Raw genomic sequence first — 21968 nt, 5'->3', positions numbered from 1 at the left:
TTTTGTTTTGAAAAATGTGTATAAATCATAATGTTAATGTTGAGTCTTTATTTAAGCTAGTTGATCAAGGGAATAAAAAAGAGAAAGAAAAAATTAAAGAGTTTATACAGTACTTTTATAATTTTGTTTATAATAGTGACCTAAAAGTCAACGATAAATTTCTTTTATACATTGCAGAAGATGCGTACAACTTCATTCTTAAAAAAGAAAAAGAAGAAAGTAAATTGGCAGTAAGTAATGTAAATGATATTTCAGGAATAGAAGGCAATTTCACTATAATTAAAATCACAAATTATGACATGCCCTTTTTAGTGGATTCTGTCATTTCCACTATTAAGTCAAACGGTTTAACTATATGCTATTATAGTAACAGCATAATTAATGTTCAAAGAAAAAATAGCCTAATAGATAAAATTCATCTTTTAGAAGAAAGTAATGGAATCAAAGAGTCAGTAATATATGTAATTATTAAAGGCATAAGCGGTAGCTTTGTTGATACACTAGAAGAATCTCTACGAAAGACGCTAAAAGCAGTTAACTGCGTTGTAAAGGACTGGCAATTGATGCTCAAGAAGCTTCTTGAGCATCCGGCATTGGATGCTGGAGGCAGAGATTTTCTAGCTTGGTTGAAAAATAACAATTTTGTATTTTTAGGTTATCAAGAATACATTACTAATAAAGAAGGGAAGCTTGCTCTAAGTGGTAAGGAGAGCCTCGGGTTAATGAGAGCAAGTGAAGAGTACCAAAATTCATCAATTTTTTCTGAAAGCTTGAATTCTTTATACATACTAAGATCAGACCTAATCTCAATAGTTCATCGGCGTACCTATATGAATTGTATAGGAGTGAAAGAATTTAATGATCAGGGTGATGTAATAAGGGAACAGCATTTTTTTGGGCTATTTACTTCTATAGCAGAAGTGCAAGATATTCGAACTATTCCGGTAATAAAGGATAAGGTTACAACAATAGAAAAAAAGGCAGGATTTGTTCCTGGTGGCCATAACAATAAAGCTTTAATTTCCATTTTACAGGCATTTTCTTGTGACGAATTATTCCAATCAAATGAAGACGAGTTATTTGAAATTTGCACCTCGATCATGTCTCTTGCGATTAGACCAAGAGTCAAATTATTTTTGAGAAAGGTAGGGAACTTTATTAGTTGCATAGTATTGATACCGATGCGTTATGCTAGTGCAAGACTAATGTTTAAGATACGCGATATATTGAAAGATGAAACGAATGCAGAAAGTTCAGATATTTATAACAATCACATTATCAATGAATATGATTTGATGAAATTACACGTGGTGCTAAGAACCAAAAGCGCTAGCATTTTTGATGATGAAGTTTTGCGTATCGAAAACAAGTTAAGAAACATTACAGAAAAGTGGGAAGATCGTTTTATAGACAATTTATATAATACTTTTAGCACTGTTGAGGATATATTTATCCGCTATTGCAAGGCATTTCCGATAAGTTATCAAGAGAATTTTGAACCTCATGATGCGTATTATGATATGAAAAAATTGGAGATAGTGAGAAAGAAAAAAGTCAGCGAAGTTGATTTGAGGCTTACTCGTGACAATCTCAACTATCAATTGAAGGTTTACACTCCAAGCAACGGAGGCCTTGAATTGTCAAAGATATTAAAGGTTACTAAGAATTTAGGGGCTAAGATTCTATCTCATAATGGTTATTATATAGAAATCAACGGTGGAATATGGATACATCATTTTGTGTTGTCAAGAGTTGATGAATTAATAGACAACATTACTTTAAAAGAGCAGTTTGAGGTAACACTTGTAAAAGTGTTCAGCAAGGAAATAAAAAATGACTATTTTAACAGCTTGATCATTATTGCTGGGCTCGAGTGGAAGGAAGTGCTTCTGATTAGAGCGCTAAGCGCCTACCTAAAGCAGACATCATTTAGCTATAACCCAGAATATATCCAGAAAGTAGTATCAGAGTATCCAAAAGTAGTAAGGTATTTAGTAGAATTATTTCATTCAAGATTTGATACTAAAATAGATATTGATAGGGCAGAAACTACTAGCATTTTGATAGAAAAAATTGAAGAACTACTAAAAGAGATCAGCAACGTTTCACATGATTACGTTTTGCGTTCGATATTTAACTTGATAATGGCAATTTTGAGAACCAGTTATTATCAAGATGATAAGCCATACTTATCTATCAAATTTGATTCAAGTAAAATAAATGGTTTACCTGACCCGCGCCCATACCGTGAATTGTATGTTTATTCAAACCTTTTTGAGGGAATACATCTAAGAGGAGGGAAGTTGGCTCGTGGTGGTTTGAGATGGTCGGATAGAACGGAAGATTTTCGCACTGAAGTTTTGGGACTCATGAAAGCCCAGATGACAAAAAATGCGGTCATTGTACCTGTTGGCGCAAAGGGTGGGTTTGTAATAAAGCAAGTTTATAAAGACAAAAACATTTTAAGGGAGAAAGGTGTTGAATGCTATAAGAATTTCATCAGAGGAATGCTTGATATTACTGATAATGTAGTTGATGGCAAAATAACTCCACCAGAAAATGTGATTAGGTATGACGAAGATGATCCATATTTGGTAGTTGCAGCAGATAAAGGCACTGCTTCATTTTCTGATTATGCAAACGAAATATCCTCTGAATGTAACTTTTGGCTCGAAGATGCATTTGCATCTGGTGGATCAGCAGGTTATGACCACAAAAAGATGGGTATTACAGCAAGAGGTGCATGGATTGCAGCACAACGCCATTTTTGGAGAATGAATAAGGATATTTACCAGGATACAACTGTTATTGGAATTGGAGATATGGCTGGCGATCTATTTGGGAACGGCATGCTGCTTTCAAGAAATATGAGTTTAATTGGAGCATTTAATCATATGCATATTTTTGTTGATCCAAATCCTGATGCGGAAAAGAGTTTCGTGGAGCGTAAACGGCTCTTTGAATTACCGTTTTCCACTTGGATGGATTACAATAGAGATTTGATTTCTCATGGTGGCGGGGTATTTGAACGTAGTAGCAAACAAGTAGAAATTTCTCAAGAAATGAAAAAGTGCTTTGATATAACGGAAGATACATTATCTCCAAATGATTTGATTCGATATTTGCTCAAGGCAAAAGTGGATTTCATATGGAATGGAGGAATTGGCACCTTTGTTAAGGCAAAAAGTGAAAGCCATGGCATGGTTGGCGATAAAGCAAATGATGAATTAAGAGTAAACGGTCATGATATTAGAGCTTCTATGTTTATAGAGGGTGGCAACCTTGGTTGCACGCAGCTTGGAAGGGTAGAATACGCTAAAATAGGTGGGTATATCAATGCAGATTTTATTGATAATTCAGCAGGAGTAATATGTTCTGATCTTGAAGTTAACATCAAGATTGCTTTTGTTGCAATTATGAAAGAAGGGGGAATTTCCTTGGAAAAAAGGAATGAAATACTGGCTAGCATGATAGATGAAGTTGCATCTAAGGTACTTGAAAACCATAACAGGATTGAAACAAAAGCATTGCTTCTTGAGTGCTTGCAAGCTAAAGAAAAGTTGGAGCAGCACCATAAATTATTACTCAGTTTAGAGAAATTTGGGCTGCTAAACCGAGATGTAGAATTTCTTCCAGCTGAAGAAGAGGTAGCAAGAATGTTAACTGATGGAGAAGGTTTCTGTTCTCCTCAGCTTTCTGTTCTGATGTCTTATGCAAGAACAGCAATAAAAAATGAAGTTATACACTCTGAGCTACCTGAAAAAGATTTTTTGTGCCGTGATTACTTACTAAATTACTTTCCACAAAGGATGGTAACAGAGTTCAAGGATTCCATATTGAAACACCAACTTTGTAGGGAAATTATTTCTACTTGCATTACAAACGATGTAGTAAATAGGATGGGCTGTATATTTATTAATAATTTGGTTGAGAGTACTGGAATTAAAGTACATGAAGCAGTTAACATATATATCGTTGTTAATCACCTATATAATTTAAGTAGCCTTTGGCAGAAAATTGATGAATTGGATGGAAAAATTGATGTTGATTCATATTTGCAAGTAGTGAGAAGTGTGCAAAAATTTATTGGTAGGGTATCATTTTGGTTAGTAAAAAATCTTGGTAAGCTTAATCTTGTAGAACTAGATGGTGTTACAAAATTTAGGGGTGCAATTGAAACTTTAGGCCATGATATTTTAGATGATCGCCTGTTAAAGATCTATAATCATGGATTAACCTCTTTGGTAGAGCTTAACATAAATAAAGATCTAGCAAAAAAGGTTGCTGATTTACGTATTCTTATTTATGCGCTGGACGTTATATCTATTGCTGAACAGACATCTTTATCAATCTTTGAAGCTGGTAGAATATACTTTAAATTAAAGTCGCTGCTAAGGTTTGATATGATTAGAACAATTGCTGTCAAGATTAAAAGCCATTCTTCTTATTGGGATCGCAGCTTAATTAATGATTTATTAGATGATTTAAGCAATTATCATCATAAGCTAGCTGTTAAAGTTATAAAAGCTACTGATAATCATATAGATAAGGTTCAAACTTGGGCTCTTAATGATAAGGATTATATAGAGCGTTACAATAGCTTTTTAGATGAGATGGTTGCTTCTAAACTTGATTTAAGTAAATTAATACTCATAATCAGGAGAATTAAAGTACTTGCTTCATAGGAAAAATGTTTAATATAGGTCTTTCAGAAATTTTAGTTGTAGCTTTAGTGAGTATAATTGTTTTTGATAAAAGTAAAGTACCTGTATTTCTTAATCTTATTAAAAATATATATAGGTATTTCTGGGTTGTAAAATCAAGAGTTAGGAAATTGTTGAAGGATACCGGAATTAAAGAATTATATGAAGGGCATAACGTTGAAAAAGTCAATTACATAATTGGTGAAGATGGCAAGCTTTATCCTACTTACAATGTAGATAGTACAAAAAATGACAGCAAAAATCCTAGTAGTAGATGATATACCATCTAATGTTAAGCTTTTGGAGGCTCAGCTAAAAGCAGAGTACTATACAGTTATTGTAGCTTATGATGGCGAGGAGGCGATAGATTTAGTAGCGGAACAGCAGCCAGATATTATCTTACTTGATGTCATGATGCCAAAAATGAATGGTTTTGAGGTTTGTAAGAAGCTAAAGAATGATCCCTTAACGACTTATATTCCAATCATTATGGTAACTGCGCTGCATGACACTCATGATAGAGTGGAAGGAATTAATGCTGGTGCGGATGACTTTCTAACTAAGCCGATAGATGAAACTGCTTTATCTGCAAGAATTAAGTCTCTTGTGCGCTTAAAGATGATAATAGATGAGTTGTGCTTGAGAGGAGAAACTAATGCTGAGATTGGTGGAGTAGCAGAAAGCAGTATTATGGATTATTCTAATCAGATTTTTGATGCTAACATACTTGTTGTAGATGAGGACACCTTTCAAGCAGAGCAGATACACAATGTTCTAAAGCAACGCTTCAGATCAATTAAAATACTGCACGATCCAAAAGAAGCATTAAAGGTTGGTATTAAGGATAATTACGACCTGATTATTTCTGACATGCAGTTTTCAAAAACTGACGGCCTACGGTTGTGTTCTAAGTTTCGTAGTAAAGTAGAAACACGTTATACACCAATTCTGATCCTTTCTGAAGATTATGATAAAAGCAATTTAGTAAAGGCACTTGATGTAGGTGCTAATGATTATTTAACAGTACCTTTAGATGAGAGTGAATTAATAGCTAGGGTTAATTTGCAAGTGAAACGCAAAAGGTATCAAGATGCCTTGAGAATGAATTTATTTAATAATGTAGAAATGTCTATAAAGGATCCATTAACTAACTGTTATAATAGAAGATATTTTGATGCACACTTAAGAAATATTGTTAAGGATTCTGTGGAAAAAGATAGAAGTTTATCTCTTATGATACTTGATATAGATTATTTTAAGATGGTGAATGATAACTTTGGGCATAATGCTGGAGATGAACTTTTAAAGGAAATACAGAAAAGAATTTCTGAAAATATCAGAGTGACAGATTTATTAGCTAGGTTTGGTGGTGAGGAATTTGTTGTTGTAATGCCAGATACCAATGTATCAGATGCGTATACTATTGCAGAGAGAATAAGGAAAATTATTGCCAAAGAACCTTTTATACTTGTGGGTAAAAATACAACCCATAATGTAACTGTGAGCATTGGAATTTCAGCAATGCAAAGATCTGACCTTGATGATGTTAAAAAATTTATAGTACGTGCTGACAAATATTTATATAAAGCAAAAAACAGTGGTAGAAATAGAGTGGTTACTGGTTGAAGTTCTTTCAAATAAGTAGTAACTAAGATTCAAATGATAGCATAAAATTTCTCAACTCCGGAAATTTCGCATTTAACTGCAGAAATAGATATTTATTTAAAAAATACCCTGTAATTTTTAACCCTAGTCTGAATTCTTGATATGAGTAGCTATTTTGTAGGTTGTTATTGTATACATCATGCAACATCTGTGGAAAAGGTAGTAATTTATCTGCATAACAGTCACCTACTTTTTTTGACACTGCTCTACCAGTTTTTGGAGAAATAAATTGTAGATTTTCTTTCACACCTGTTACAGCACATTTTGATAGGTCTAACTTAAATCCAAGTTGCGTAAGAAGCAGAAGCTCTAAGTTAAGGTAATGACTTTGCCAAAACTGGCTATTATGTTTTATTACATCGATGAAGTGTCTAAAATTATCATATAACTTGATGCAGGATTCACTTTCTGGAAGCACTTTTTCTAATATAGACGAGAAAGAAACAATAGCAATGCTTTTTAACCTATCTTGAAAGAAATGATGAAATGGAGATTCAATCAATTCGCACTTTAAAAAACCTAGATTTTCAGGTAGCTTAGCACTCCATTCTGCATGTAATAGATTACTTATTTGAAACTTATAATTGCTATTGTTTGTTAACCTAGTTAATCCTCTGCACTTTCCATGATTTTTTGTAAATAGAGAAAGAATTAAATTTTTATCACCGTATTTTTTAACAGCTATAATAACACCTTCATCTTTCCATCTCATTCAGAGTATATTGACCATATGATATTATAGAGATAATAAAATTAGTGTAGCAAATTTGAGTTTAAGTCAACTGAAATATATTGACTTTATGTGCAATATTAGCTTTAAACCAGTAAAACAAGCTGCTTAACATATGCGCCCTCTCTATTTTAATTATACTCTTCTTTTGTTTCTATGTTGTTTTTTGCTTTTTTCAATGAAAGCCCAAACGGATGATTCGTCAGTTATTCCTATACCACAAAGAAAAAAAGAATTAGTTGAGTTAGTACAACCGAGGCAAATTATTGAAATACAGGAAATTGATGAGGGTATTCCAATTCCCAAAAGAAAAAAGGGTGTAGAAAGAAAACTAAGAGAAGACATCAAAGAGGTGAAAAATGAAATAAGAGATAAGAAAAATATTGAGAACAAAGATGATGAATTGGCTGTAACAGAAATTATTAATTCTATAAGGGATAAACTGACAGAGTGTTGGAGCATTCCTGAGAGCATAGTTTATAAAGAAAATTTTAGTATAAAAATTAACTTATTATTATCCAGTAAAGGCGAGATCGTTGTAGCCAACGTAGCAGATAGTAGTTCTTATCAAAATAATCCTCTTTTTAGATCAGCAGCAGATAATGCAATGCGTGCAGTATATAAATGTAGCCCGTTAATTGGCTTACCTGCTGAGCAGCATCACATTTGGCGCGAAGTCACGTTAGATTTTATTGTCCCAAATTTAGGAGAAAAACACTGGACTTAAAGTCCATCCTTTTAAGAATATAATTTTAAGGTGAAAAATCTCAAAGAATGTGGAATATTATAGAAAAAGCAGTCACTCTGTATATATATCACATAGTGTGGATAACAAAATATCGATATCCAGTATTAGTTGGAGATATTGGATGGCTTTGTTGCATGGCTACCAATGAGAAGGTGTGATGTAAGGGATTTACGAGGCAAATTCGAATAGGCGGGAATGTTCAAAAAAGTGTGTCAAGCCGCATTTTTAGTTCAACTCAATTTTCAATCTGTTGGGAAAGAAGATGTCAAGTTGAGACATAGTTAAAGCCCAATTAGGGAGAGCCATAATCCACTTTTGCTCCACTTTTTTTATAGCACAATATACCAACTTATACAAGGCATTTGTACTGGTAAATGAGCCCTTGGTTTTAATGAATTTCCTGATTCATCTATGCAACCCCTCAATCTTACTATTACCCACAAATATAAATGGACATAAAAATAAAGTATTACAACATTAAAGTTTGCAAACATTGAGGGTAAAAAATGGCAAACAGGAATAATGAATGGGCTGAAAATGAATTTGGAGATGCTGTACTTGGAGATAAAAGGTTAACTGACCGATTAGTAAATATTGCTGATAGTTTTACAAGTTTACCTGAAAGCTCAATCAATCAGGCGTGTGGAAGTTGGTCAGAAGCAAAAGCAGCATATCGTTTTTTTCAAAATGAGAACGTGAAAGAAGGCGATATTCTAGCTTCACACGTTGCTAAAACAGTTGAAAGAACAAAAGCCCATAAAAAAATTTTTGTGATCCAAGATACAAGTTATATTTCATACACAGACCATGAAAAAACAAGTGGATTGGGAGTTATTACAAGAAAACATAGTCAAGGTATTATAATGCATACAGCTCTAGCTGTTAGTATAGAAGGTTTGGTACTAGGGATACTAGATCAAAAAATTTATTCAAGACCTGAAGAATCTGAAAACATAAAAAAAAAGAACAATGACAGTATCCGCATTGAAGATAAAGAGAGTATAAAATGGTTAGAAACTTTAAGCAACACAAACAACATTATTGATTCAACTCAAACTGAGACTATAACTATATGCGATAGAGAAGCAGATATATATGAGTTTTTTGAGCTTGCATATAATCTTAATTCGGCAGTGTTAGTTAGAGCTTCCAAAGATAGGGCAGTAAATAGAAAATCTCGATATCCTGAAAAAGGTGAGCAGAAGTTATGGGAATTTATTAAATCCTCTCATTGTGCAGGTACGGTAAAAGTTGAAGTTCCTGCAAAAGATAATAAGCCAAAAAGAACAGCACATTTGGAAGTTAGATTCGGAAAGTTTATTATGCATCCATCTAAGAATAGTATTAGGCATAAGACAGAAGAATTACTTAAATTACCACACTATGCAGTTTACGTTGTTGAAAAAGACTTTCCTTCTGAAACAAATCCGCTAGAGTGGATGCTTTTAACAAATCTTCCAGTCAATACCTTTGATGAAGCTGTTGAAAAAGTTAGGTGGTATTGTCTTAGATGGAAAATAGAAATATTACATAAAATTTTAAAATCTGGTCTCAAAGTTGAAGAATGTAGGCTTGGAACAGCAGAAAGGTTGATGCGATATTTAACAGTAATGAGTATTATTGCTTGGAGAATTTTCTTTATTACAACAATTGCAAGAACTGATCCAACATTACCGTGTACTACCTTATTAGCCGAAGAAGAATGGAAAGTTCTATATGTAAAAATACATAGAAAACCATGTTCAAATGCAACTCCTACTATAAAAGAAGCTGTTTCATGGATTGCTCAACTTGGAGGACATTTGGCTAGAAAAAATGATCTAGAACCAGGCCCCATTACTATTTGGAAAGGATGGAGACGTCTCTTTGATCTAGCAGAAGGATGGCGACTTGCTCACGAACTTTATATTTGTGGGTAATAGTAAGAATTTATATTAGATTTGAACATAACAAACAAGTAGAAACAACAACGCTTGAAAGTAAGCCAATTGGAAATGATTGGTATGAAGCGCCAAAGAATTTCGACTGGCAAAAAAGTTATTGTTTAACAGAAGGAGAGAAAATTGTTGAAAGGAATAAGGAAGATATTGAGCTGGAATTATTGGAAAATGCGAAGTTTTCTGCACTTTCTAATCTTCATGCTTATTATGATAACTATACTCACCAATACGCAGGATATTCTCATCAGAAGTCTAAGTCGTACGAAATACAAGCAAAAGCCGCAGAGAACATTTTAGCAGCACCAGAATCTATAGACAAAAAAGATGCAGAAATTATAGAGCCATTAGCAAAAGTCCGAGGAATTTCAGTAGTAGAAATGGCAAGAATAATTCAGGAAAAAGCAAAAAGAGCGAAAAAAGCAATAATCAAGTGCGAAGAATTGGTGGATATAGCTGAAAGGGAAATCGGTGAAGCTAAAAGTAAGGAAGAGCTGCAAACTTTGCTAGATGATTGTAAACAAAAAATGCAAGAAAGTTGAAAAGGGGAAAAAGAAATGACAGAACAGTTTCTACATGGAGTAAATGTTATCGAGGTTACCTCAGGAGCAAGAACAGTACGCACAGCTAAATCATCAGTGATAGGTATAATTGGTACTGCACCTGAAGCTGATGAGCAAAAATTTCCACTGAATAAACCGGTACTGATAGCAGGAAGCTTAAAAGAAGCAGCAAGACTTGGAAAGAATGGAAGTTTACCTTCTGCAGTAAATGGAATATTTTCCCAAATCGGTGCAACAGTAGTAGTTATTCGAGTTAAAGAAAGTGAAAACAGCGATTCAAAGCTCAAAGAAAGTGAAACTATTCAAAGTATAATCGGTGGAGTTGATAAAGAGACTGGAGAGTATCAAGGGATAGAGGCATTTCTCAGTAGTGAAAGTATAGTCCATGTTGCGCCAAGAATATTAATTGCACCTCAGTTTACTCATCAGTTACCTGAAATAGATGGAGTAAATCCAGTAGTGAGTGCTTTAATTTCCATAGCAGAAAAATTAAGAGCAATTATTGTTGCAGATGGACCAAATACCAATGATGAAGAAGCAATAAAATGGCGAAAAAGCATCAGTAATTCAAGAGTTTACGTAGTTGATCCATGGGTTAAGGTGTTTGAAGGGGAAGAAAAACCGGCAAGCCCATTTGTAGCAGGTTTAATAGCTAAAATAGATAGCGAGCAAGGATTTTGGCACTCACCTTCAAATAAAGAGATAAATGGTATTGTTGGAACAAGCAGGCCTATTGATTTTACGCTCGGTAATACAAATTGTAGAGCAAACCATTTAAATGAAAATGAAGTAACAACGATAATTCATCAAAATGGCTATAGGCTTTGGGGAAATAGAACATGTTCAAATGACTCAAAATGGGCTTTTTTATCAGTGAGAAGGACTGCAGATTTAATTAATGATAGTTTACTTCGAGCTCATCTCTGGGCAGTTGATCGCAATATCACCAAAACTTACATAGATGATGTGATTGAGGGGGTGAATTCTTATCTTGCAAATTTGAAAGCTCAAGGAGCTATTATCAGTGGAAAATGTTATGCAACTCCAGAACTCAACACACCGGCAAACATTGCAAGCGGGAAAGTATATTTTGACTTTGAGTTTACACCACCGTATCCAGCAGAACAGATTACTTTTAGATCACACTTGATCAATAGCGAAGTACTGTAAGAAAAGGAGAAAAACAAATGTTACCGAAAATACTGAGAAATTTTAACGTATTTGTTGATGGTAGAGGCTATGCAGGAAAAATAGATGAAATAACTTTGCCGAAGCTTACCATAAAAACAGAGGAGTACCGTGCTGGTGGTATGGATATTCCAATAAATATTGATATGGGCATTGAGAAGCTTGAAGCAGATTTCACTTTTGCTGAATACGATACAGAGCTCTTTCGGCTATTTGGCTTGATAAATGGAAATTCGGTATCTTTGACGCTCCGTGGTGGAATGCAAGGGAGTGGTAGTAACGATATTGAAGCTGTAGTAATCAATCTCAGGGGAATATTCAAAGAATTTGACTTTGGTAGCTGGAAACCTGCTGAAAAAGCCACTCTCAAATGCACTGTAGCTGCCCATTATTATAAACTTACGATAGGTGGCAATGAGCTGATAGAAATCGATGCTGAGAATATGATTCGCAAGATTAATGGTGTTGATCAGATGGCACTACTTCAAACGGTGCTTGGAATATGAAGATTTTTAGAATTCTATTTTTTAGATGTTGATCAAATAGTTACAACATTTTACAAGATTTTATTTTTTATAGGAGAATTTTATGCAAACTATAACACTAAACAACCCAATAACAGTTGATGGAATTTCTGTCTCAGAATTATCGATGCGTGAACCTAAAGTAAGAGATTTACTTACTATAGAACGCATAGAAGGCGAAGCTTTGAAAGAGGTAGCTTTAATTGCTAATCTAGCATCTGTGCCAAAAGAAGTAGTTGAAGATTTATGTATTAAAGATTATGTAGAAATACAAAAGGTACTAAAAGATTTTTTGTCGCCGCTGGAACAGAGGAGTTAAGATTCAATATTTTAAAACTTAGCTCAACAACAGGAAGTGGAATTGAGCAAATTATTAATATGAGTATAAAAGAGTTTCTAAAGTGGTTAGAAGTAAGTGAAGGAGTAACAAAAAAATGTCAATGCTTTCAATAAAGATCGGTGCAACGTTAGATGGCAGTTTTAATAGTGCAATGACAGGTAGTGCAGCAAAGCTTTCTAAGTTGGGTGATAGTATAAAGCAGCTTGATTCGTCAATGAAATCGGTTTCCAAATTTAAGCAACTAAATCATGATGCCCTTGAAGCTATGAAGAATTGGAAGGAAGCGGAGAAGAAAGCAAAAGAATCAGCCGCAGCAATTGCTAAAGAGAAGAAGGAAAAAAAAGAGCCAAGTAAAGCACTGAGAAATGAATTTGAAAAATTGAAAGCATCAGCATCAAAAGCAAAAGAGGCTTATATCAAAAAGAGAGATGCTCTTCACACATTAAATGAAGAAATCAGGAAAAGTGGAAAGGATGTCAAATCTTTAGTGAGAGATCAAACTAAACTTGGTTCATCTATTGAAGTACTAAAAGGAAAATACAGTAAATTAGGATCTGTAATACAAAAACAGCAAAATGCTTTGGCAAAAAAAGCGCATTATAGATCACAAGCAATGGAGACTATAGGACTAGGTCTTTCACTTGCAGCTCCAATTAAAGTTGCGATTGACTTTGAAAGTGCCATGGCTGATATTAAAAAGGTCGTAGACTTTACTTCTGGTACAAACGAAGCTGAAGAATTTGCTCAAAAATTGAAGAAATTATCCCGTGAAATACCATTATCAGCTGCAGAGTTAGCACAAATAGCTGCAAGTGGTGGACAGCTTGGTATCAACAAAGGTAAGCTACTTGAATTTACCACAACAGTAGCTAAAATGGCCACAGCATTTGATATGTCTGCCGAACAAGCTGGTGATTCCATAGCTAAACTCGCTAACATTTATGGAATTGCAGTAGAGAAGATGGAAGGAGTTGGTGATGTTATAAATTACCTATCAGATAATACTGCAGCTAAGGCAAACGATATGATTGAAGCACTTGCTAGAGTGGGTGGTAATGCAAAACAATTTGGTTTAGATATTAATCAGACAAGTAGTTTAGTAAATGCCTTCGTTAGTTTAGGTAAACAACCTGAAAAAGTAGCAACTGCTGTCAATGCTCTGCTTTCTAAACTTCAAACTGCTGAAGGGCAAGGAAAAGAGTTCAAAGCAGCATTGGAATCGATAGGTATCACTGCAGAGGAAATGTCACAAAAGGTTGCTGAAAACGGGCAAAACGCTCTACTTTATTTTTTTGAAACTCTAGAAAAAGTAGATAGACAGGAACGTTCACAAATCCTTCTCAATCTCTTTGGTCAAGAATATCAAGATGATATTGCATTAATAGTTGGAAGTTTGGAAGAATATAAAAAAGCAATAGATTTTGTGGCTGATAAAGAAAAGTATAACAAATCTATGCAAAAGGAATTTAATAACCGTGCAAGTACTACAGCAAATAATTTGCAGCTACTTAAAAATACAATAGCAGAGCTAGGAATGAACTTAGGGTCAGTTATGCTACCTCCTTTAAATTGGATAAGTAAGATTTTGAGGTCTATATCTATAGGTATAGCTTGGTTCGCAGAGAAGTGTCCAATTTTAACTACAGGAGTTATGAGCATAATTTCAGCTCTTATTATTGGCAAGATTGCAGTGGTAGGTTTTGGTTATGCATTTGCATTAGCTGGAGGTGGAATATTAACTTTTAAGGCTATTTTGCAGGGAACACTTTTGCCAGTATTAACTTCGTTATCAGCTCGAGTAATTCCAGCAGTAATCATGGGACTGAAAGCCTTAACGTTAGCCGTGGTTACCAATCCTATAGGAGCTGCTGTTGCTGGACTATCAGTTGGTGCAGCGCTTGTAATTGCTAATTGGCAAAAGGTGAAGGACTTTTTCTCAAGTATCTGGAAATCAATTACAAAACCTATAGAAAATTGGATTGGTATAGGAAAATTGTTTAATGATAATCCAATAAAAGCATTAGAGAAACCAGTAGAAGCAAAAATAGGCAGTGCAACTAGTGAAAATAGAAATGTTTTTAGTAAAGGAAATCCTTTATTAAATAATAATGCTTTTAGTAGAATTTCGAATAGTAGAACGAATATTGAAAGTGTGATTACAGAAAAAGGTTCTGTAGCAGATAATTCAGAGAAAGTTTTAAAAGACTGTGAAAAGTGTGAACAAAAAATTTTCAATCAAACTTTTACATTTAATATAAGTATAAAAGCAGAACCTAACCAAGATGTACGTAGTCTTGCTGATGCAGTAATAAAAAGAATAAGGGAAAAATCACGTGACGTTCTATTTGATTCAATAGAGCCGATTTACTAATGCTATCGTTTGGTCAACATAAGCTTTCTCCAACAAGTGTAAGGTACAGTAAAGAAAATCATTGGAGTACTATTGAGTGCATTGGTAAAATACCTTCATTACAAAATATTGGCCAAGGCACAGAAAATATAGACTTAGAAGGAGTAATTTATTTCCATAATCTCAATGATTTAAATCAATTAAAAAGTATGAAAGAAGCAGAAGAACCACATACTTTAGTAGACAGTTTAGGTAATGTTTTAGGGAGGTTTGTGATTGTACGGATAGAGAAAAAACAAACATCATTTTTTCCTTGTGGATTACCAAAAAAGGTTGAGTTTAGTTTAAGTTTGAGGAGATTTAACTAAAAATGGCAACATATTACTGGAGTAAGGAAGGAGAGATGATAGATCTAATTTGCTGGAGGCATTATGGAGCAACTAGAGGAGTAGTGGAAGTAGTTTTAGAGGCTAATCCTGGTCTTGCAGAGTATAGTGGTTCTTTGCCATCTGGATTAAGGATTAAACTGCCTTTAATACAAGAGCAATTAAAAAAATCGAAGTTAAAAGTGTGGGAATAAATGAAACCTGAATTTAGCATTGAGGGAATAAAAGATCATGTAATATCAGTGCATCTTACTGATGAATCTGGTACTATAGATGATGTTGCAGAGGTATGTATTGATTATGGTAATGAAAATGTAGAAATTCCAAATGAATTAAACATAGCACTAGGTTATAAGGAAATTGGAATCTTTCCAATGGGCATATATACAGTCAACGAAGTTACAATACAAAGTCCACCTAAGACTCTACTAATCAAAGCTCATGCAACAAATTTAAGAATATCTTTGAAGGCAAAAGTATCAAAAGAATGGCGCCAAATTACCATAGAAAACTTAGTAAAAGAAATAGCCCAAAAACATGGATATGGATACAAAGTCGCTGAGGAATTTAAGAATGTATTAATACCCCACATTAATCAGGTAGATGAAAGTGATATAAGTCTGTTAACAAAGATTGCAACAGAGCGTGAAGCAATGGCAAAGTTAGCTGGTGGGTATATATTGTTTATTTCAAAGAATATGGCAAAATCAGCCACAGGAAAAGCTTTAGGAACAACGACTATTAGACCTCAAGACACAATTAATTGGAAAGTGCATTTTACCGTACGTGATAAGTATAATTCAGTAGTAGCAAAATGGCATAGCTATGAAAAGGGCGAAACTATTAAAGAAACAGTTGGTAGCGGTGAACCAAGTTATATTATGCTGGAACTTTACTCAAATGCAGAGTCAGCACTAAGTGCAGCAAATGCCAAATTAAAACAATTGAAGCGTAACAATGAAACTTTAGATATAACTATGCCTGGTAATCCGGAGTTATTCGCAGAAGCTAAACTTAGTCTTATAGGTTTTAATCAAGCGGTGGATGGTGAATGGATAATTAATAGAGCGGAGCATACTTTAAATAGCTCAGGTTATTTTACTATATTATCAGCATCTTTAAGTAAATGAAAACGATGTTAAGGAAAAATAAGTATATAGTCTGTTCAATGTAAAGAAACTACTGAATATGAGTCAACTGAAATGTAATGAAAAAGAAAAAATACATTTTGTATGGTTTATAATATTAATGGTATGTATTGTTATTACATATTGCTATCAAAAATCTAGAGCTAACTCCTATTATAGGAAAATATTACAGACAGCGTCTGAAAGCTGCAGTTATGAGGTTATTGAGCTTTTGGTAGGAAAAAATGTAGTATATATTGATGAAATAGGGTCTTCTGGTTTAACACCTCTTGGCTATGCATCAAATTCAGGATGTCTAAAAGTTGTAAGATTTTTAGTGGATAAAGAAGCAAATATACATGTTACTAGTAAGTATGGAAGTACAGCACTACATAATGCTACACACTCGGGAAACTTAGAGGTTATCGAGTTTTTATTAGAGAAAGGAGCAAACCCTAATATCATAGATAATAACGGAAAGACACCAAGAGGAATTGCCGCACTAAGGTCAAGACACAATAAAGACAAGCCCTATGATCAAATAATAAAGCTACTTGCAGAAGCAGAGGACCGATACGAATCAACAAAAAGTAATCACTAAAGCTGTAAGTTTTCTATAATCTGTATATAAACTTCTAAAACTATCCATAACAAGTTAATATTTTCACATGAAAAAGCAAAAAATCCCAATAGCGGTAATAATAACAATAGTTGTACAGACTGTAGGATCCATCTGGTGGTTGGCAAAACTCGACTTACGAGTACACACCCATGATCAATTTATAGAAAAAAACCAAGGACTAATCGAAATAGTCTATCGACTTGAAGAGAGAGTGAAAAACCTCACTGAAGAAGTCAATGAACTTGAAGCTATTCACAAACACAAATAAGAACTAAATTTTCAGTGACAAAGTACATTTTATCTGTAGATGGAGGTGGCATTAGAGGGATAATACCTGCCATTATTCTAGCAGAAATAGAAAAGAGGGCAAAGAAACCGATAGCTGAAATCTTTGATCTTATGGCAGGAACCTCAACTGGTGGGATTATTGTTGCTGGACTTTGTAAAAGCAATAAACTTCAATACTCTGCCAATGATTTGGTTGAACTTTATCAAGAGTATGGAGCATATATCTTTCAATCATCATTTTGGAGAAAATCAATTGCTTCTTGGCTGAGTGGTTCTCAGTACTCATATAGAAATATGGAATTTATTCTCAACAAATACTTTGGTGAAAGTACTATGGCCGATGTTGCGAGTAATCTACTACTCACCAGTTATGACATTCACAATAGTTGTGAATTTTTCTTCAAAAGTTGGAAAGAAAAAAACATTAAGTTGAAAGATGCACTCAGAGCTACAACAGCTGCTCCAACGTACTTCACACCAAAACGTCTAAAAATTAGCCAAACAGAGAGAGTGTTGATAGATGGCGGAGTGTTTGCTAATAATCCAGCGGCTTGTGCATATGCAAGTGCTAAGAGGTTATTTCCAAATGATGAGATTATACTGCTATCAATAGGCACTGGTAGAACAGATAGAAGTATAAAGTATGCTAACTCAAGGAAATTTGGCAAGATAGGGTGGGTCAAGCCACTACTGAATGTGATGTTTGCCTCTGGATTGGATTGCGTTGATTATCAACTAGAACAAGTAATAGACGATAAATATATAAGAATACAATCGCAATTGAAAGTAGCATCGACTGAGATGGACAATATTACACTCAAAAATATCAAATTTCTTCAGCAAGAGGCAAAGGCAATGATAGAGGACAATCAGAAAGTGATAGAAAAATTCTGTATAGAAATATTAAATATATAACTATTTTTACTTATATCTTATATATTATTTAACACAATTCAATTATCACACTCATCAGCAGTTAGGCCACTTGCTCGCACAATAATATCAAGAGCAACACCTGCCTTTGCTAGATTTTTTGCAACCTTGATCCTTTCTGTTTTTTTAACTTTTTCCTTGCCGCTTTTCATATCTTCAGATAGAGATTTGACTAATGATTCTTGTTCTCCGTACTCATCCATTAAACTCAATAGCTTTTTGCTTTCTCTTGTTTTAGGTAGCAGAACTTTAATATTCACTGATAATGCATCTGATATTTCATATAATTTATCAAATGTTATAGCAGTATACCCTCTTTCATATTCGTGTATTTCCTTGAGTGTTAAACCAACTTTATCCGCCAAATCTTTTTGAGTGTATCTCCTTATCAATCTCCATTCTCTTATTCTTTGTCCTATTCTGTAATATATAGAATCAGTGCAGATTTCTCTCTCTGTACTATCATACTCGTAAATAGATAAGCCGGTTGCCTGGAAAATAATATCAGTAGAAACTCCTTCTTTTACTAGATTTTTTGCTATTTCCAACCTCGCCTCTTCTTGATTAATTTTTTCGCTAATATGAACAAACCTGACTAATGAAGGTACTATTTTGCCTAATTTTTGATTCTCATATATTTTCGTTAGATAGAATATTTCTTCGTCTTCATCTTCATACTCTCTTACTGTTATTGGTTTAGGTAATAGATCTACAACATTAACTGACAGTACTCTTGCTATTACATATAGTACTTCAATCGGAATAGGAATATACCCATTTTCATAATTGGTTACTTCTTTATATGCTAATTCGATTTTACTTGCTAACTCTGCTTGAGTACACCTTTGAATTAATCTACAATCTTCTATTTTTTGCCCTATTTTGTAGTGTATAGAACTAACATCTCTTACAGAAACAAACATATATAGCTTATTTAGAAATAAATTTTCATCCAATTTGATCAGCAGATAAACCAACTATTTGCAAAATAATATCAATAGGAATTCCCCCTTTTACTAAATCCCTTCCAACTTTAATCCTTTCTACCTCTCTCACTTTCTCTTCGCAAATTTGTATGCTTTCAAACAAAGATTTTATTAGTGCATTACGTAGTTCTTGGCTCTCAATTTCTTTGTATTCTTTAATCAAATCAGGTAGCTCATTTTTCACTTTACTCCCTTCCTCTATTAGTAGATCCGTAATATTAATCGATAATGCTTCTGCCATTTCATATAATTTATCAAGTGGAACAGCAGTCCTTCCTTGTTCATAGTTGCTTATTTCGTGACGTGTTGTATTCATTTTCTCTGCTAAATCTTTTTGAGTATACTCCCTCACTAGCCTCCATTCTTTTATCTTTTTTCCTATTTGGTAGTAGATAGAACCAACTTTTTCTTCAATACATTCATCAGCAGAGAGACCAATTATTTTTGAAACAATATCAGCAGAAATTCCTCCTTTAATCAGACCCTTTGCAATTTTTACTTTCTCTGCTTTCCTACTACTTTTCTCACTAACTTGAACAAATTTGGTTAATAAACAAAACATCCTACGTAACTCATGATCGTTAATTTTTTTATATTCTCTTACTAGATTTAATATTTCTCCTTCCTCATTTTTAAAGCCGATTTTCTCCTTTGATGCAGGAATGAGATCGGTAATACTTACTGACAATGCATCTGCTATAGCGTACAGCCTTTCGATTGAAATTCTACGGTTCCCTTTTTCATATTGCAGTATTACCCAGTACTTTACACCAAGTTTCTCTGCTAAACCCTTCTGAGTATAACCTCTCTCTAACCTCCAATTTTTCACTTTTTCCCCTACTTCACAGTCTAGACTTTTTTCCACGAAAACAACCATGCGTATAATATTTTCTACTATAGCTCAAAGGCTCCAGATATAATAGCCAGACTCTGGAACCTTTAAATTAAAGTGCCCTACAAGTTTCTTTACTATTTTCACGTACTTTGTCTGCCCATGAAAACAATTTTTCACTTACTTCCTTCTGCTTTTCACTCCATATGCCACATCTAGTGAAATTACCTCTTTCTACCACTTCCTTAAGCTTCACTCCCCCAAAAAGGCAGTTTTTTCCTATTTCTTCGCCTCTTTTTTCTAACTCAGCCCACATTTCCTTATTTTCTACTCTCACTTGCACCTGATCTGCCTCTTGGTACAATACAATATTTAGCTTACCAATGCTCGTAGGAAACTCTAACATGACAGAGCTGCCATTTGACATATCAGTATAGTTTCTTATATCTCCTTTCTCGCTTTTAACCTCAACTGCATTATTACCCATTTTTAAAATATTACTCCCTAACTCTCTCAGTATTTTGGCTACCTCTACCTTGCTATCTTCAGAGAATTCCATAAAAAGCATTTTATTATCTATCTCGATATCTATTAATTCTCCTTCCTGAACAGCACTTTCGCCAGCTTTCTCTAGTTCTTCTAGTTGCTTATCTATCTGTGGCTGAACTTCTGGTTGTAGCTCATTATAGATTTCACCTATTAGTTTATTCTGTAGTAGAGTATCATGAAACTCTGCACCGCTTAGCATTAATTTACGCATTATCTTTTTTCGATCAGTCTTATCAAATTTATGAAAATGTGTGCCCAGTATCACATATTCCGCGAAGCTCCATTCTCCATCATTACATGCATTTAGCCTTGCTCCAGAGGCTAGTACTTGGTCTATAGTTTTGTGCAATTCATTTACGTTTTTTGCCTCTACCACAGCACTCTTAAACCAGCTCAACTTTTCGCTTTCGCTTATACTTGGCTTTATTTTTTGCAAAGCTGAAGCAAATGGATTTTTATCTTCTTGATCATTTAAAGGTTTTGTACCATATATGTAGTCGAGCCCTTTTCCGTAGTTGATTTGAACGTCTCTATTAGGAAAGGGCACTTCTCCAAGCTTTTTAGCCTTATTAATTTTGCTTACAAAGGTGGACTGCTCTTTAGTACGACCAATTCCTACAATAGCATTTAACATCTCACCTTTTGATAATTTATCAAGATCAACGTTTAACTCGTAAACACCTCCTTTTTTGTCATCAAAAGGTACAATTATTTTATTACCCATATTACCTCCACTATTAAAAATACTTTTTAAGTATACAAACCTTAATTTATACATTATATTACTCATTATAAATTAATGTGAGTAGATTTGCAAATACTTTTTGCTATAACAATCCACTTTCTCTGAAGCTAAAATAGCCCGTACTTGTGATGATAATGTGATCAAATAATCTAACGCTTACAGTACTACACGCTACTGCTAAGCTCTTCGTTACTGCTTGATCTTCTTCTGACGGCTCTAAGCTCCCTCCAGGGTGGTTGTGTGACATTATTATTAATGCTGCATTTTTTATTAATGCTTTTCTTATAATTTCCTTTATGTACACTGGTGCTTTTTCCATTTCACCGATATAGGATTCTTCTCCAATTAGTTGACGCCTTTTATTCAAGTACAGTATTTTTACACATTCCCTTTCTGAGTGGCCTATACTTACGTTTAAGTACTCTACTAGCCTTTGTAAGTCCATTATTGGCTCACTTTTGAGCTTTTCTCTCAGTACCCTTTCTAGTGTTTCCTTAACACACATAATCATTGCTACTGCAGAATCAGTTACTCCTTCTATAACTTTCAGGTCATCCATTTCTCGGCCTAAAATCCTTCCTACTCCTGTATAAGTATTCACCAGATTTTTAGCAATTTCTTGAGCTTGTGGCCTTTCATGTACTGCACTTAGAAACGTTTCCATTATTTCACGATCAAGTAATGCTTTGCCTTTGCTTTCTAATATTCTGAACTCTATTTCCTCTTTACTTTTATTCATATAATTTACCCTT

The 21968-nt window shown here is 34.0% G+C and carries 21 protein-coding genes and 2 pseudogenes; 17 read left to right on the top strand and 6 right to left on the bottom strand.

Annotated elements, in window-relative coordinates; translation table 11 throughout:
- Positions 1 to 14: 14 nt before the first annotated feature.
- From MJ631_RS01525 to MJ631_RS01515, 3 genes are read left to right on the top strand one after another with little or no spacing between them, the layout of a single operon-like run.
- Positions 15 to 4685 carry an NAD-glutamate dehydrogenase gene (locus tag MJ631_RS01525; RefSeq protein WP_214303349.1) on the top strand — a complete coding sequence of 1557 codons (4671 nt, stop codon included), beginning with the start codon at positions 15 to 17 and terminating at the stop codon, positions 4683 to 4685.
- A gap of 5 nt (positions 4686 to 4690) precedes the next feature.
- Positions 4691 to 4981, top strand: a complete 291-nt coding sequence (gene tatB, locus MJ631_RS01520; protein WP_007302915.1) for a Sec-independent protein translocase subunit TatB — start codon at positions 4691 to 4693, stop codon at positions 4979 to 4981.
- Positions 4953 to 6329: a PleD family two-component system response regulator gene (locus MJ631_RS01515; RefSeq protein ID WP_262986555.1), complete on the top strand. Its 1377-nt coding sequence runs from the start codon at positions 4953 to 4955 to the stop codon at positions 6327 to 6329. The genes tatB and MJ631_RS01515 overlap by 29 nt, the downstream gene beginning before the upstream one ends.
- Positions 6330 to 6351: 22 nt before the next feature.
- Here MJ631_RS01515 and recO read toward each other — a convergent pair whose 3' ends face one another.
- On the bottom strand, positions 6352 to 7080 hold the full coding sequence (gene recO, locus MJ631_RS01510; protein ID WP_007302913.1) for a DNA repair protein RecO: 729 nt from the start codon (positions 7078 to 7080) through the stop codon (positions 6352 to 6354).
- Between the two features lie 196 nt (positions 7081 to 7276).
- On the opposite strand from recO, the gene MJ631_RS01505 reads away from it, so the two are divergent.
- Together MJ631_RS01505 and MJ631_RS01500 are read left to right on the top strand one after the other, a co-directional pair.
- Positions 7277 to 7825 (top strand): hypothetical protein, encoded by a 549-nt coding sequence (locus tag MJ631_RS01505; protein WP_052265027.1) that lies wholly within the window; start codon positions 7277 to 7279, stop codon positions 7823 to 7825.
- A 49-nt stretch (positions 7826 to 7874) separates the two neighbouring features.
- Positions 7875 to 7968: pseudogene (locus MJ631_RS01500) on the top strand (IS200/IS605-like element ISW1 family transposase); the annotation flags it as partial.
- A gap of 103 nt (positions 7969 to 8071) precedes the next feature.
- On the opposite strand, the pseudogene MJ631_RS01495 reads toward MJ631_RS01500, so the two are convergent.
- Positions 8072 to 8275, bottom strand: a pseudogene (locus MJ631_RS01495) (IS256 family transposase); the annotation flags it as partial.
- Positions 8276 to 8352: 77 nt separating this feature from the next.
- Here MJ631_RS01495 and MJ631_RS01490 point away from each other — a divergent pair.
- The 12 genes from MJ631_RS01490 to MJ631_RS01435 all read left to right on the top strand — a co-directional run bounded on the left by MJ631_RS01490 (position 8353) and on the right by MJ631_RS01435 (position 18086).
- A complete protein-coding gene (locus MJ631_RS01490; protein ID WP_214303148.1) occupies positions 8353 to 9765 on the top strand; it encodes an IS4-like element ISWosp2 family transposase in 1413 nt (470 codons plus the stop codon).
- Positions 9756 to 10325, top strand: a complete 570-nt coding sequence (locus MJ631_RS01485; protein ID WP_262986554.1) for a hypothetical protein — start codon at positions 9756 to 9758, stop codon at positions 10323 to 10325. The genes MJ631_RS01490 and MJ631_RS01485 overlap by 10 nt, the downstream gene beginning before the upstream one ends.
- Positions 10326 to 10340: 15 nt before the next feature.
- Positions 10341 to 11516, top strand: a complete 1176-nt coding sequence (locus tag MJ631_RS01480; RefSeq protein ID WP_262986553.1) for a phage tail sheath subtilisin-like domain-containing protein — start codon at positions 10341 to 10343, stop codon at positions 11514 to 11516.
- A gap of 17 nt (positions 11517 to 11533) precedes the next feature.
- Complete coding sequence (locus tag MJ631_RS01475) at positions 11534 to 12040, top strand: phage major tail tube protein (RefSeq protein ID WP_262986552.1); 507 nt, start codon at positions 11534 to 11536, stop codon at positions 12038 to 12040.
- Positions 12041 to 12122: 82 nt separating this feature from the next.
- Positions 12123 to 12377 (top strand): phage tail assembly protein, encoded by a 255-nt coding sequence (locus MJ631_RS01470; protein ID WP_262986551.1) that lies wholly within the window; start codon positions 12123 to 12125, stop codon positions 12375 to 12377.
- A 115-nt stretch (positions 12378 to 12492) separates the two neighbouring features.
- Entirely contained in the window at positions 12493 to 14769 is a 2277-nt protein-coding gene (locus MJ631_RS01465) for a phage tail tape measure protein (RefSeq protein ID WP_262986550.1), read from the top strand.
- Complete coding sequence (locus MJ631_RS01460; protein WP_262986549.1) at positions 14769 to 15116, top strand: phage tail protein; 348 nt, start codon at positions 14769 to 14771, stop codon at positions 15114 to 15116. The genes MJ631_RS01465 and MJ631_RS01460 overlap by 1 nt, the downstream gene beginning before the upstream one ends.
- Positions 15117 to 15118: 2 nt before the next feature.
- Positions 15119 to 15328 carry a tail protein X gene (locus MJ631_RS01455; RefSeq protein ID WP_141456743.1) on the top strand — a complete coding sequence of 70 codons (210 nt, stop codon included), beginning with the start codon at positions 15119 to 15121 and terminating at the stop codon, positions 15326 to 15328.
- Positions 15329 to 16264: a phage late control D family protein gene (locus tag MJ631_RS01450; RefSeq protein WP_262986548.1), complete on the top strand. Its 936-nt coding sequence runs from the start codon at positions 15329 to 15331 to the stop codon at positions 16262 to 16264.
- A gap of 118 nt (positions 16265 to 16382) precedes the next feature.
- The gene (locus MJ631_RS01445) at positions 16383 to 16862 is read left to right on the top strand and encodes an ankyrin repeat domain-containing protein (RefSeq protein WP_262986547.1); all 480 of its coding nucleotides are present in this window, start codon (positions 16383 to 16385) and stop codon (positions 16860 to 16862) included.
- Positions 16863 to 16929: 67 nt separating this feature from the next.
- Complete coding sequence (locus tag MJ631_RS01440) at positions 16930 to 17151, top strand: hypothetical protein (protein WP_263858700.1); 222 nt, start codon at positions 16930 to 16932, stop codon at positions 17149 to 17151.
- Between the two features lie 14 nt (positions 17152 to 17165).
- Positions 17166 to 18086 (top strand): patatin-like phospholipase family protein, encoded by a 921-nt coding sequence (locus tag MJ631_RS01435; RefSeq protein ID WP_262986545.1) that lies wholly within the window; start codon positions 17166 to 17168, stop codon positions 18084 to 18086.
- 38 nt (positions 18087 to 18124) lie between these two features.
- Here the strand turns inward: MJ631_RS01435 and wmk (MJ631_RS01430) are convergent, their stop codons facing one another.
- The 4 genes from wmk (MJ631_RS01430) to MJ631_RS01415 form a co-directional block, all read right to left on the bottom strand.
- Positions 18125 to 19027 carry a WO male-killing family protein Wmk gene (wmk, locus tag MJ631_RS01430; protein WP_262986544.1) on the bottom strand — a complete coding sequence of 301 codons (903 nt, stop codon included), beginning with the start codon at positions 19025 to 19027 and terminating at the stop codon, positions 18125 to 18127.
- Positions 19028 to 19052: 25 nt separating this feature from the next.
- On the bottom strand, positions 19053 to 19967 hold the full coding sequence (wmk, locus tag MJ631_RS01425) for a WO male-killing family protein Wmk (RefSeq protein WP_263858699.1): 915 nt from the start codon (positions 19965 to 19967) through the stop codon (positions 19053 to 19055).
- Positions 19968 to 20034: 67 nt separating this feature from the next.
- Positions 20035 to 21195 (bottom strand): hypothetical protein, encoded by a 1161-nt coding sequence (locus tag MJ631_RS01420; protein WP_262986542.1) that lies wholly within the window; start codon positions 21193 to 21195, stop codon positions 20035 to 20037.
- Positions 21196 to 21298: 103 nt separating this feature from the next.
- On the bottom strand, positions 21299 to 21955 hold the full coding sequence (locus tag MJ631_RS01415; protein WP_262986541.1) for a JAB domain-containing protein: 657 nt from the start codon (positions 21953 to 21955) through the stop codon (positions 21299 to 21301).
- Positions 21956 to 21968 lie beyond the last annotated feature (13 nt).

Origin of the sequence: Wolbachia endosymbiont of Oryzaephilus surinamensis (genome assembly GCF_025617515.1) — a bacterium.
Classification (GTDB): Bacteria; Pseudomonadota; Alphaproteobacteria; order Rickettsiales; family Anaplasmataceae; genus Wolbachia.
Note: the sequence above shows the minus strand (reverse complement) of the source record. Positions and strands in the feature narration are given on the sequence as shown.

Coding starts and splice junctions, on each gene's coding strand:
- MJ631_RS01475 (WP_262986552.1), top strand. CDS start 11,534: ATGTTACCGAAAATACTGAGAAATTTTAACGTATTTGTTGATGGTAGA.
- MJ631_RS01460 (WP_262986549.1), top strand. CDS start 14,769: ATGCTATCGTTTGGTCAACATAAGCTTTCTCCAACAAGTGTAAGGTAC.
- MJ631_RS01440 (WP_263858700.1), top strand. CDS start 16,930: ATGAAAAAGCAAAAAATCCCAATAGCGGTAATAATAACAATAGTTGTA.
- MJ631_RS01470 (WP_262986551.1), top strand. CDS start 12,123: ATGCAAACTATAACACTAAACAACCCAATAACAGTTGATGGAATTTCT.
- MJ631_RS01505 (WP_052265027.1), top strand. CDS start 7,277: ATGAAAGCCCAAACGGATGATTCGTCAGTTATTCCTATACCACAAAGA.
- MJ631_RS01420 (WP_262986542.1), bottom strand. CDS start 21,195: ATGGGTAATAAAATAATTGTACCTTTTGATGACAAAAAAGGAGGTGTT.
- MJ631_RS01490 (WP_214303148.1), top strand. CDS start 8,353: ATGGCAAACAGGAATAATGAATGGGCTGAAAATGAATTTGGAGATGCT.
- wmk (WP_262986544.1), bottom strand. CDS start 19,027: ATGTTTGTTTCTGTAAGAGATGTTAGTTCTATACACTACAAAATAGGG.
- MJ631_RS01525 (WP_214303349.1), top strand. CDS start 15: ATGTGTATAAATCATAATGTTAATGTTGAGTCTTTATTTAAGCTAGTT.
- MJ631_RS01480 (WP_262986553.1), top strand. CDS start 10,341: ATGACAGAACAGTTTCTACATGGAGTAAATGTTATCGAGGTTACCTCA.
- tatB (WP_007302915.1), top strand. CDS start 4,691: ATGTTTAATATAGGTCTTTCAGAAATTTTAGTTGTAGCTTTAGTGAGT.
- MJ631_RS01455 (WP_141456743.1), top strand. CDS start 15,119: ATGGCAACATATTACTGGAGTAAGGAAGGAGAGATGATAGATCTAATT.
- recO (WP_007302913.1), bottom strand. CDS start 7,080: ATGAGATGGAAAGATGAAGGTGTTATTATAGCTGTTAAAAAATACGGT.
- MJ631_RS01515 (WP_262986555.1), top strand. CDS start 4,953: ATGACAGCAAAAATCCTAGTAGTAGATGATATACCATCTAATGTTAAG.
- MJ631_RS01465 (WP_262986550.1), top strand. CDS start 12,493: ATGTCAATGCTTTCAATAAAGATCGGTGCAACGTTAGATGGCAGTTTT.
- MJ631_RS01415 (WP_262986541.1), bottom strand. CDS start 21,955: ATGAATAAAAGTAAAGAGGAAATAGAGTTCAGAATATTAGAAAGCAAA.
- MJ631_RS01450 (WP_262986548.1), top strand. CDS start 15,329: ATGAAACCTGAATTTAGCATTGAGGGAATAAAAGATCATGTAATATCA.
- MJ631_RS01445 (WP_262986547.1), top strand. CDS start 16,383: ATGGTATGTATTGTTATTACATATTGCTATCAAAAATCTAGAGCTAAC.
- wmk (WP_263858699.1), bottom strand. CDS start 19,967: ATGGTTGTTTTCGTGGAAAAAAGTCTAGACTGTGAAGTAGGGGAAAAA.